Origin of the sequence: Candidatus Pelagibacter sp. IMCC9063 (assembly GCF_000195085.1) — a bacterium.
Taxonomy (GTDB): Bacteria; Pseudomonadota; Alphaproteobacteria; order Pelagibacterales; family Pelagibacteraceae; genus IMCC9063.
Genome location: NC_015380.1, coordinates 910460 through 922664, shown reverse-complemented (window position 1 = coordinate 922664; position 12205 = coordinate 910460). Strand labels below are relative to the sequence as shown.

General features: G+C 29.0%; 11 protein-coding genes. All 11 read right to left on the bottom strand.

Annotated features, from left to right (window positions below; translation table 11 throughout):
• Window positions 1–36: 36 nt before the first annotated feature.
• Window positions 37–2289 carry an outer membrane protein assembly factor BamA gene (bamA, locus tag SAR11G3_RS04865; RefSeq protein WP_013695679.1) on the bottom strand — a complete coding sequence of 751 codons (2253 nt, stop codon included), beginning with the start codon at window positions 2287–2289 and terminating at the stop codon, window positions 37–39.
• Window positions 2286–3158 carry a 1-deoxy-D-xylulose-5-phosphate reductoisomerase gene (locus tag SAR11G3_RS07735; RefSeq protein ID WP_013695678.1) on the bottom strand — a complete coding sequence of 291 codons (873 nt, stop codon included), beginning with the start codon at window positions 3156–3158 and terminating at the stop codon, window positions 2286–2288. The genes bamA and SAR11G3_RS07735 overlap by 4 nt, the downstream gene beginning before the upstream one ends.
• Before the next feature lie 62 nt (window positions 3159–3220).
• Complete coding sequence (locus SAR11G3_RS07730; protein WP_013695677.1) at window positions 3221–3454, bottom strand: hypothetical protein; 234 nt, start codon at window positions 3452–3454, stop codon at window positions 3221–3223.
• Window positions 3444–4136: a phosphatidate cytidylyltransferase gene (locus SAR11G3_RS04855; RefSeq protein ID WP_049775431.1), complete on the bottom strand. Its 693-nt coding sequence runs from the start codon at window positions 4134–4136 to the stop codon at window positions 3444–3446. The genes SAR11G3_RS07730 and SAR11G3_RS04855 overlap by 11 nt, the downstream gene beginning before the upstream one ends.
• On the bottom strand, window positions 4069–4752 hold the full coding sequence (gene uppS / locus SAR11G3_RS04850; protein WP_041862377.1) for a polyprenyl diphosphate synthase: 684 nt from the start codon (window positions 4750–4752) through the stop codon (window positions 4069–4071). The genes SAR11G3_RS04855 and uppS overlap by 68 nt, the downstream gene beginning before the upstream one ends.
• A complete protein-coding gene (gene frr, locus SAR11G3_RS04845; protein WP_041862376.1) occupies window positions 4749–5309 on the bottom strand; it encodes a ribosome recycling factor in 561 nt (186 codons plus the stop codon). The genes uppS and frr overlap by 4 nt, the downstream gene beginning before the upstream one ends.
• Window positions 5310–5318: 9 nt before the next feature.
• Window positions 5319–6224: a translation elongation factor Ts gene (tsf, locus tag SAR11G3_RS04840; protein ID WP_013695673.1), complete on the bottom strand. Its 906-nt coding sequence runs from the start codon at window positions 6222–6224 to the stop codon at window positions 5319–5321.
• A gap of 7 nt (window positions 6225–6231) precedes the next feature.
• The gene (gene rpsB / locus SAR11G3_RS04835; RefSeq protein ID WP_013695672.1) at window positions 6232–7035 is read right to left on the bottom strand and encodes a 30S ribosomal protein S2; all 804 of its coding nucleotides are present in this window, start codon (window positions 7033–7035) and stop codon (window positions 6232–6234) included.
• 118 nt (window positions 7036–7153) lie between these two features.
• Window positions 7154–10576 (bottom strand): DNA polymerase III subunit alpha, encoded by a 3423-nt coding sequence (dnaE, locus tag SAR11G3_RS04830; protein WP_013695671.1) that lies wholly within the window; start codon window positions 10574–10576, stop codon window positions 7154–7156.
• Complete coding sequence (locus SAR11G3_RS04825) at window positions 10576–11256, bottom strand: ABC transporter ATP-binding protein (RefSeq protein ID WP_013695670.1); 681 nt, start codon at window positions 11254–11256, stop codon at window positions 10576–10578. Before SAR11G3_RS04825 ends, dnaE begins: the two co-directional genes overlap by 1 nt.
• Window positions 11249–12175: an FtsX-like permease family protein gene (locus SAR11G3_RS04820; RefSeq protein WP_013695669.1), complete on the bottom strand. Its 927-nt coding sequence runs from the start codon at window positions 12173–12175 to the stop codon at window positions 11249–11251. Before SAR11G3_RS04820 ends, SAR11G3_RS04825 begins: the two co-directional genes overlap by 8 nt.
• Between the last annotated feature and the right edge of the window lie 30 nt (window positions 12176–12205).

The following is a 12205-nucleotide window of genomic DNA, read 5'->3' as shown; positions in this document are numbered from 1 at the left end:
ATTCAAAAAAAATACTTTTTTTTTCATAATTTTAAATTAAAAAACACCACCCAATTTAAAATTAAATTTTTCTATTTCATCTGAAGAGCTTTTTTGAATTGGTTCTGCATACGACACAGCTATCGGGCCAATTGGAGAAAACCAAGAAAAACCTAGACCTATAGAGGATCTCATTTGATTAGCCTCATTAGTAACTTCAAAGTCGGTTCCCCATATATTTCCTACGTCTAAAAAAACACTGGATGAAGAGTTCCAGGATTCAGGCAAAAAATTAGGTACTGTGCTGGAAAAGGTCGTTGAGTAAGAATAATTACCTCCTATAAAATCCTTATCAACCTTGGGTCCAAATGATCTAAATTTAAAACCACGTAACTCATTATCAGATAAGAACAGGCGATCACTAAGCTTAATGTCTTTGCTACTTTCAAAGCTATTTATTGATTTGACTTTATAGCGGATTGTACCAGTGAAAGATTCGTTAAATTTATTATAAAAAGATCCAAAAATACTATTTTGTAAATATGGAATATCAGAGCCCAGGTGAGCAATATCCTGACCGAAGCCAAAAATATATCCATCTTCAGATTTAAATTTTTTGTCTCTCTTGTCTTCTGTCACAGAATAGAAAAATTTATTAGTAAAAAACTGACCGTCCCTTGACTTAATCAAGCTAGAGGCACTTCCCTCAGCTGTTAAATCATCAATATCAACTGAAATTCCATAGTTTAGATTAACATCTTCAAACCATTCAAAGCCTGTAGATACACTGCTTCCAATTATTTTATTTTCATATCCTGATGTTTCATTTTCATATTTTGATACATAAACTCCTGTTTTTAATAAATTTCCAGAATTGGCAAAGTCTGGATTTGTAAGAAAAATATTTGCAGATAAACTCTCTGTTCCGAAGCTACCAAGCACGCTAAAGCCCAAACCTTTTCCAAGTAAGTTATTTTCTTTAAAATTAAAAGAAACATTAGACCCATTGCTTCCAACGCCGACTCCAGCTCCTATTTCCCCAGTGGGAGACTCTACAATTTTAATTACAATATCTACGTTGTCGGTATTAACAACATTGTTTTGTTTAATTTTTACATCTTTAAAAAAACCAGTTGTTTTAAGCTTATCAATAGAGTTTGAAATTTTTAACTTAGTTAAAAGATCCCCTTCAGCGAAATCAATATTATTACGTAGAACTTTCTCTTCAGTAAGATCATTTCCTTTTATAATAATATTTCTAATATAGCTTTTTTTTGAATTTTCATTGATATTAAAAACTATAGCCATATTGTTAATATCAAGTTGTTGAATATTATAAGCTAGAGTCGCATTAAGACTATTTTTATCTAGATATGTAGAGATTTTATTTTGAATTCTTTTCAAAAAACTTAAACTATAAATATCATTCTGCAATGGCTCTACGATTTTTCTAATTGATGTAATATTAGCATCTAGCAAAATACTGTTTGCATCTTCGATTTGAATATTTTTTATTGTAAATTGATTGCCCGCATTTACTGTAAAAACAATGTCCACACTAGAATCGTCAATGACTTTAATCGAACCGCTAGGAATTTGAACATTATAATAACCTCTATTTAAATAATACTTTTTGAGCAGAGATATGTCAAAATCAACTCTTTCAGATGATGGGGTATTTGCACTAGAAAAAAAACTAAAAAAACTTTTAGGTCTAGATGTGACCACTGAAAGTAATTTCGAATTTTTAATTTTCTTATCTCCAATAAAAAAAATATTTTTAATGGAAAACTTTTTATTTATGTCAATATTAAGAAAGATATTAATTTTATCTGCACTTGGCTTCACAGCCGTGAATTTAATATTGCTTTTGAAGTAACCTTGTGATCTTAAGAAAGTGGATATTTTTTTAATATCAGAGTTTAATAATACTTCAGAAAATAAAGCATTTTCTTTTAGCTGAAGAATGTCTTTAATTTTATTTAACAATTGGTCAGACTCAATACCTTCTATAAAAATATAATCGACTATTGGGTTTTCCATTACTCTTATAAAAATTTTTTTATTACTAAAAGAAACATCTACAGATGAGAAAAAATTACTTTGAAAAAGTTTTTTTTGATATCTATTTAAATTTTTAGAATTTGCAATATTGCCAGTTAAATTAAGAAGCTCAACAATGGTATTTGAAGAAATTTTCTTATTACCTTCTATTATAATATTTGAATTTTTTACACTTTCAGCAAAAGAACTGTTTAAAAACAAAATTAAGAAAACAAATGCAGAAAGAAAAGTTTTTAAAAGTTTCATAATTTATCAGCTACAACGTTTCCATAATTAATGATTTTATTTATATCGCTCATGTTGTTAACTTTTGTTTTTTTGCAATAAAGTATAATACTTTTTCGACTAAATATTTTTATCAAATTTCTAACAATTTCATAGAAAAAAATTTTCTTATTCAAAAATCTTTCAACCAAATTGTCATTTATAACATTGAATAATATCCAGGCTGTGTGGCCTAATTTAAGAACCTTATAACCTGTCTTTAGAATTTTGAATTTTGATAATTTTATTTCATCAAAATTTAACTGAATATTTTTTTTTGATTTGAAAAAATTATTAGATTGATTGTTGAATTTATTATCAAATAAAGAATTTCTAATTGGTATAATCATGGTAGTATCGTGCATAATCATGTGCACAAGCCCATTTTTAAAAATTACAGCAGAATGAATATGGGATTCTTCATGTATTTTTATTTTTAATTTATTAATTGGAATATTAAAAAGAACATGTGCCTCTATTAATTCAAAAATTTTATTACACATAGTAGCAGAATCTACTGAAATTTTACCCCCCATACTCCACTTTGGATGATTTGTAACTTTTGCAATACCGGCTCGTGAATAAGAACTTTCCTTTTTTTTTAAAAACGGCCCTCCTGATGCTGTTAAAAAAACAGAATCAATCTCATTTAAACTTTTATCTTTAATGATTTGCTTAATACAAAAATGTTCTGAATCAATAGACGTAATTTTGCAGTTATTAGCTTTAGCTTTTTTTAATAAAATTGAAGCTCCGCATATTAAGCTTTCTTTATTGGCAATCAAAAGTTCTTTTGAATTTTTGGTGAAAAAAAAAGCAAACTTAAGTCCTGACAGTCCTGGAGTACCCAAAATTACCTTGTCTAATTTAGATTTAAATTTTTTTTGAAAAAGAAAAAAATCATTAAAAAGAATTACTTTTTTTTAAATTTTTTTAACCTAATAGAATTGTAGGCTTGAAGATTGTTAACAAATACATATTTAGGACTGTATATTTTTATTTGATTTGTAATTTCCTTCAAATTTTGATCACAAACCAACAATTCAATATTAAACTGTTTTTTATATTTTTTGAATATTTTTAATGATGTCTTTCCTACACTTCCAGTCGAGCCAACAATCCCAATATTTATTTTTTTAATAGCCATAACTTTTTAACAAATATGCAAATACCATAACAAAAATCATTCCATCAATTCTATCTAAAAGACCACCGTGACCAGGAATTAAATTTGAATAATCTTTAATATTATAACTTCTTTTTATAAATGAAAAAAATAAATCTCCTAGTATGGCTATTATTGCTAAAAGAAATTGAGATAAAAAAATGGCCAAACTATATTGAAATCCTTGTCCTAACATAGATGGAATTGCAAATGCAAATTGTGACAAAGTCAAAGAACCAAACAATCCTGAAAGGGTTTTTTTGGGACTCCATTTGCTAAAAGGTGGTCCTTTAAAAATATTGCCAAATAGATAACCCCCTATATCGCTTAACCAGACGACTAATATTATCCATAAGAAATAATAAAAACCATTATTAGAATTCCCCCTGACACCCAATGTGGAGAATAGAAATGCAAGTATTAAGAAAAATAAAAAAATAAAAAAAATCTTATTTTTTATAAAAACAAATTTTAATTCGTACAAAGAGATAGTAAAAATTAGCAAGAGAAGTAGATGAAAAAAGATATTATTAATATAAGCAACCCATAAAAAAAGAGGTACCAAAACTAAACTGCTGATCATTCTAAAGAAAAAATTAATCATCAATACTTCCAAAATTTCTTTTAATTTTTTGATACTCTCGAAGAATTTTTTTAAAATCATTCTTATTAAAATCGGGCCATAATTTATTTAGAAAGAAAATTTCTGTGTAAGACATTTGCCAAAGCATGAAATCGCTAAGTCTATTTTTACCTCCAGTCCTAATAAGCAGCTCGGGATCAGGAATATTTTTGGTATAAAGATTGTTTTTAATGGTATCTACAGTAATCTTTGCTTTTTGCTTAATGGATTTTTTTAAAGATTCAATTATTTCAGTTTTCGAGCTATAATTAAATGCAAGATTAACTGTAATGTCATAATTAACAGAGGATAGCTTTTCTACTTTTTTAATTTTATTAATAAGTTTTTTGCTTAGATTTTTTCTCTCACCAATTGATTTTATTTTTATCTTTTTTTTTATTAATTCGTTAATATTTTTATCTAAGAATTTCTCTAAAAGATTAAATAAAAAATTTACTTCTCTTTTGGACCTTTTCCAATTGTCTAAAGAAAAAACAAATAATGTTAAAAACTTAATTTTATTTTTTTTAGCAAAATCAATTAAAGATGAAATATTTTTCAAACCTTCTTGGTGACCAAAATTTCTCGGCTTATTTCTTTTTAATGCCCACCTCCCATTACCATCCATAATGATAGCAACGTGGTTTACTTTATTCATACCTTGATGATTTCTTGTTCTTTTTCTGATATTTTTTTGTCGACCTCATTAATAAACTTGTCGGTTATTTGCTGTAGTTCATTCGAGAGTTTGGCGTTATCATCTTCTGAAATGTCTTTATTTTTTAGTAAATTTTTTAATAAGTCCATGCCTTCTCTTCTAATATTTCTTATAGATATTTTTATTTTCTCAGACTGATTTTTTACAATCTTTATAAGATCCAATCTTCTTTCTTCTGAAAGCTTTGGGACAGGGACTCTTACTATTTGACCATCAACTGTGGGATTGATATTTAAATCAGATTCTCTAAGAGCCTTATCTACAAATTTTACATTAGCTGCATCCCAAACTTGAACTGTCAATAATTGAGATTCTGGAGTAGAAATTGTAGCAACTTGATTGATGGGCATTTTTTGTCCATAGACTTCAACCTTAATTAAATCTAGCATAGAAACATGCGCTCTACCTGTTCTTATAGTTGACAAGTCTTGTGTGAGACTTTGAATGGTGTTTTGCATCTTAGCTTCAAAAGAAATGAGTTTAGAATTCGTACTCATAGAACAAACCTAGCTAGTTAAATCTTTAACTTCATTGGCAAAGTCAGATTTTTTTACCTCTATACCTTCACCAACTTTATATCTAACAAAGTCCTCTATTGAAAATGAGGATTTGTTGTCTTTTACAAAACCATCAATTGCTTGTTGCACTGTTAGTTCAGGGTTGATAACCCACTTCTGTCCTAATAATGTATTGTCTTTAATGATTTTAGAAACTTTTCCTAAAATAATTTTATCAATCATCTCTGGTTTTTTCCCGCCCTCTAACAATTGATCTTTCATAATTTTTTTCTCACTTTCTAAAAATTCTTGACTAATTCCTCTTTCATCTAATGACTGAGGAGACATCGCCGCTATGTGCATGCATAATTGATTTGCAAAATCTTTACTTAAATCCTTATTGTCAGACGCATAAGACAAAAGTACTGCCAATTTACCAGAATTATCATTTTGCTTATTGTGAATATAGGTAGACACTTGAGACTTGCAATGAATGTTTTTAAATCTTCTTATTTGAATATTTTCTCCAATTTTTGCAATTAAATTTATTAAAGTTTCAGATACAGTTAAATCTTTATCTGTCTTCTTCTCTTTTAGAGATTCTAAACTATTTGATTCTAAGCAAAGATTTGAAACCTGCTCACAAAAAGAATTAAATTCTGGATTTTTTGCAACAAAATCTGTTTCGGAGTTTATTTCAACAATAGATGCTTTTGTTGAAGATTTAACAATAGTAATTAAACCTTCTGCAGCACTTCTGTCGGATTTCTTTGCAGCTTTTGCAATTCCTTTTTTTCTTAAATATTCAATAGCTAAATCAATATTTTCATCATTCTCTGAAAGGGCGTTTTTGCAATCAACCATTCCTGCACCTGTAAGGTCACGCAATTCTTTTACTTTATCAAAAATGCTCATGAAAAAATTAATTAATTAACTTTTTATCAATTTCTAAAGATACTTCAGGTTTTGATTCTTTTTTAATTTCCGATACTTTTTCAGAAATATCAGAAATATTTGATACTTGATCTTTATCTCCGCTCATTTTAGATTGTGCATCTTGAATTGTTTTTAATGCGAGATCACAATACAAATCTATAGATCGTCTAGCATCATCGTTGCCTGGAATAGGAAAATCAATAAACTCTGGATTTGAATTGCTATCTACAACAGCAACTATTGGAATATTCAATTTTTTTGCTTCTAGTACTGCTAAAGATTCTATGTTCGTATCAATAATAAAAATCATATCTGGAAGTTTTTTCATATTAGCGATACCACCCAACGATCGATCTAACTTTTCTTTTTCCATACTCATTTTAATAAGTTCTTTTTTAGTGAATCCCGTATCCTCTAGTTTTAGATCTTCTTCAATTCTTTTTAATCTTTTTATTGATTTGTTGATCGTATTCCAATTTGTTAACATTCCACCAAGCCATCTATGATTTACATAAAAATTATTAGTTTCTTTTGCTACGTTAGCAACCAATTCTGAAGCCTGCTTTTTAGTAGAAACAAAAAGAATTTTTCCATTATTTGATGCACATCTATGAAGCTCTAAAAGAGCTTTGTTCAAAAGTTCTAAGGTTTGTGAAAGGTCGATAATGTGTACTGAGTTTTTTTCTCCAAAAATAAAAGGTTTCATTTTTGGGTTCCATCTAAAAGTCTTATGACCCAGATGTACTCCTGCTTCTAAAAGGTCTTTAATTGTTACACTTGGTAAGTTCATAAAATATTTTCGGTTAATCCACCGAAGAAACTACCTTTTCAGGACCGGGAGCTTACGCCATTTTCTTCGTGCGAAATTTTAAGATCTTATAAAAGAATGAAAATTTAAATCAAGGTTATTAATTATTAATTTTTGTTAAAAAACCTTCATTTTCAATGGTTTTGACCGATTCTAGAGTAACAGTTCTTTTGTTTTTAAGGTTAAAAATCATTTTTTTACCATTATCAACATGAGATAAGGATACTGCTGTTTTTCCGTTTTTGGAAAGCTGATTTTTTAAACTTCCAATATCATCCAACTTATTAATTGTAACATCGAGATTGTCTATTTTCTTTTCAGAAATATCATTAATTAAAAAAATTTTTGTAACATTTGTTCTTTCAATTCCGCTTTTGAGCACTTCTCTTTTAACATTTATTAAAAAAGACTTTCCTGCAGATAACTTTTCTCTATTGGTAACCAACACTTCTGAAAAAATAAAAAACTCAAACATTCTACTTAGGTCACTAAACTTAACTATTGCAAAAGGCATACCCTTTGCAGTTTTTTTTTCCTGTATAGCCATAACTGTGCCTGACAACATGCATTCATTAATATTTTTATTATCTGAAAAACTCTGAAATTGAACAACACTGTAATTATCTAAAATGTGTTTATAGTTTTTTAATGGATGTTCACTTACAAAAAAACCAATAGATTCAAATTCCCTTTTAATTTTTTCAGGCTCATCCCATGCTGGATGTACAGTAAAGTTAATTTTGAAATTGTCATTTGTCTGAGATTCAAATAGATTTATTTGATCTACCTGAAGGTTTTCATCGTAACTTTTTGATTGCTTAATAATTTCAGGGACATTTTCATAAAGTTTACTACGATTTTTATCTATGCAGTCAAATGCACCGGCTTTAATAAGGCCTTCGAGTTGCAGCTTGTTTATATCTTTGCTACTTACCCTCTTAAGAAAATCCTCCATAGATAAAAACTTTCCATTCTCCTCTCTCTCTTTGATAACATTAGATATTGCCTCAAATCCTACGGCTTTAATTCCCGATAGTGCATAAAAAATTGTACCATCCTTTGGGACAAAATCTGCAAAACAATGATTGATACATGGGTTATGTACTTTTATAGAAAGTCTTTTTAACTCTTCATAAAACTGATTTAGCTTATCAGTATTGGACATCTCCATACTCATAGATGCTGAAAAAAAACTTAATGGATAATGAGTCTTCAAATAAGCTGTTTGATAAGCTATTAAAGCATAGGCAGCTGCATGACTTTTGTTAAATCCGTACTGAGCAAATTTCTCCACTAACTGAAATATATAAACAGCCTGCTCTTTTGGAATGTCATTTTTAATAGCGCCTTCAATGAAATCTTTTTTTTGCCTATCCATTTCAGCTGATTTTTTCTTACCCATTGCTTTTCTTAAAATATCTGCTTTTCCTGCTGAAAAACCTGATAAAGCTTGAGCAATTTGCATAACTTGTTCTTGATAGATAATCACACCATAAGTTTCTTTTAATATGTTTTCAATTTTAGGGTGAAGATAATCAGGCTCTTCAAGTCCATGTTTTCGATTATTATATGAGGGAATATTTTGCATAGGGCCAGGTCTATACAAAGCTACTAATGCTATAATATCTTCAAACTTATTAGGTATCATTTGTTTTAAAACTTCCCTCATGCCGGCGCTTTCCAACTGAAAAATTCCCATTGTCTCTCCTGAACTGAGGAGTTCAAATGTTTTGCTATCATCTAAAGGAATTTTTTCTATATCTAGCTTTTGACTATCTTTTTCTATTAACTCAATTGTTTTTTTAATAACTGTAAGTGTTTTTAATCCTAGAAAATCAAATTTTACTAATCCCGCTTGCTCAGACCAGTTCATATCAAATTGGGTAACGGGAATAGGAATGCTTGAATCATGATCTTTGTACAATGGAACTATTTCTGTTAAATTTTTATCACCAATTACAATTCCTGCAGCATGAGTTGCAATATTTCTAAATAAACCTTCTAACTTCAAAGCTAGATTGATAAGTTTTTCGATTGTCGGATCCTCTTTTTGAGCTTCTTGAAGTCTTGGTTCCATAGCAACAGATTCTGCTAGCGTTAAGGGTCTTGAAGGATCAAAGGGAATCATTTTAGATAATTGATCTACGCGTCCATACGGCAAACCTATAACTCTACCAATATCACGCAAAGCCATTCTAGCCTGAAGTTTTCCAAAAGTAATTATTTGCGCAACCTTGTTTTTGTATTTGTCTTTAACGTAATTAATAACTTTATCACGATCTTCTTGGCAAAAATCTATATCAAAATCTGGCATTGAAATTCTATCTGGATTTAGAAATCGTTCAAAAATCAAACCGAACTTAATAGGATCAAGGTCTGTTATGGATAAGCACCAGGCAACTAATGATCCTGCACCAGATCCTCTTCCTGGTCCTACAGGAATATTATTACTTTTAGCCCATTTAATATAATCTGATACAATTAAAAAATATCCTGAAAATTTCATTTTAGAAATCATCTCAATTTCATAATTTAGCCTTTCTTTATATACCTGTTTGGTTGCTAGTCTTTGATCTTCATCAGCTATATTAATTAAAATAAAATTCTTAAGCCTATCTTCCAGACCTTTGTTTGCATTAATTTTTAGTTCGTCATTAACATTGGAAGATTCTGTATTAAAATTTGGCAACATCGGCTTACTAGTCAAGGGTCTATAGCTACATCTCAAGGCTAGGTTCTTGTTGTTTTCTAAGGCTTCTGGTAAATCCAAAAAAAGCTCGCTCATTTCATAATCTGACTTAAAATAATGCTCTTCTGAATATCTAAGACGCTTGATATCATTTACGTAAGTTTTTTGACCAACACAAATGTAAGCGTCGTGAGCTTCATACATGTCTTTTTTTAAATAAAAAACTTCGTGCGTAGCTATTATTGGAATGGAAAATTTTTCACTAAAATAAAGAAGTTGAGTTTCTAAAGCTTGCTCATGAGGTTCATTATGTCTTTGTATTTCGATATAAAGATTTCCTTCAAAAAATTTTTGAATCTTTTGAAGAAGAAGTTCAGAATCTAAAATATTGTTTTCTAGTACCAGGGAAGATAATAAAGAGTGGCTGGCTCCCACTAAAACTATTAAACCATCAGAATTGTCAATTAATTCTTGAATATCGCAATGAGGGTCTTCATTTTTTTCTATGGATAGGTAAGAGCTTGAAGAAAGTTTTAATAAATTTTTATAACCAGTGTCATTTTTAGCAACAAGAGAAATTTTACCCATCTTCTCAAGATTATTTTCTGAAAAAGAAAAGTTTATTTGAGTGCCAATAATAGGCTGGCATCCTGCTTTTGAAATTTCTTGCGAAAATTCTAAAACACCACACATATTGAAAGAATCAGAAATACCGACTGAAGCAACATTATTAGATGTACAATGCACTGCTAGATCAACAATTTTTAAAGCACCTTCGCATATTGAATACTGAGTATGAACTTTAAAGTGATTAAAATAATTATTTTCAGGCATTAAGAATCAACTTTAACATTGCCATCTGATAAAGTTAATCTTAAATCTGTTTTGCGGGCCAAATCTCTATTGTGGGTTGCAATTACAATCAAACGATTTTTTTTTCTTAATTGAAATAGGTAATCTAAAACTAGATCCGAATTTTTTTGGTCCAAACTACCTGTTGGCTCATCTGCAAAAATTAATTTTGGCTCATTGATGACTGCTCTAGCAATAGCAACTCTCTGCTGTTCTCCTCCAGACATCTGATAGGGAAAATGATTTACCCTATTTTCCAATCCAAAATCTACCAGCAGTTTCTTTGCTAATATGTTTGCATTTTTTTTATCATTATTTTTGCAAATATTTGCAATTGCTACATTCTCTAATGCTGTTAAATCAGAAATCAAATTATTGTTCTGATAAATTATAGAAATTTCATTTCTTCTATAAATGGTCATTTCAAAATCTGACAAGGTTGTTAGGTCAGTATTGTTAAATTTTATCACACCTGAATTTGGCTTATCTAGGAGTGCCAAAAGGTGCAACAATGTACTTTTTCCTGAACCAGAAGGACCCAATAGAGATACAATTAAATTATCTGCCAATGTTAAATTGAGATCTGACAAAACATTTATTTTTTCATTACTGTCTGTATAAGATTTGTTTAAAGCAGAAATATTTAAAAAATTATCAGTCATACTTTAAAGATTGAATTGGGTTTATTTTTGAAGCTTTAATCGAAGGAATAATTGATGACAAAAAAGTAATAGCCAGAGCTATACCAGAAATAGTTAAAATAGTTGGAATGCTAATCTCGCTAGGCATTTTGCTTAAAAAATATATTTCTGCTGGAAATATCTCTATATTTAAAACATTACTTAAAAAAATTCGTACACTTTCGATATTATAAGAAAACAAAACACCCAAAACAACGCCAAACAAAGTTCCTGCCGCTCCAATAAAAGATCCTGTTATAAAAAATATTTTATTTATTGATAGGCTGGAAAAACCGATTGTTTTTAATATGGCAATTTCTTTAGTCTTATTTTTAACAAGAATTGTTAGTCCTGAGACTATGTTAAAAGCTGCAACTATTATAATTAAAGTTAAGATAATAAACATAACATTTCTTTCTACCAACAAAGCATCGTAGAAAGTTTTATTATTATCAATCCATGAAAAAACTTTAAATTTATTTTCTTCTAAAAGATCTTTAACTTTTTGGGCTTGATCAGGGTTATTAAGCTTTAATTCTATATTTTTATTAGTACCTTGTTTTTTTATAAAATCTGGTGAGCTTTCTGCATTTATTAAAACAAAATTGCTATCAAATTCGTAAATGCCAGAATGAAATACCGAACCTACAATAAAATCAAATTGCTCTGGAATGTTTCCAAATGGAGTGCTTTCTGTTGTGGAGGATAAAATTGTAATTTTATCACCTACTGTGACACCTAAATCTGCTGCAAAATTGGAACCTATAGAGGCATAATTGTTTTCAAAATTTTTTAATTCACCTTTAATAATGTTTTTTTTAATTAACTCATCAGATAAAAAATCATTTTTAGTAATTGCTCTAATATTAGTTCCCTTATTTATTCCCTGACTAATAACCAATCCTTGAATACTATAGGAAAGTTTTATGCT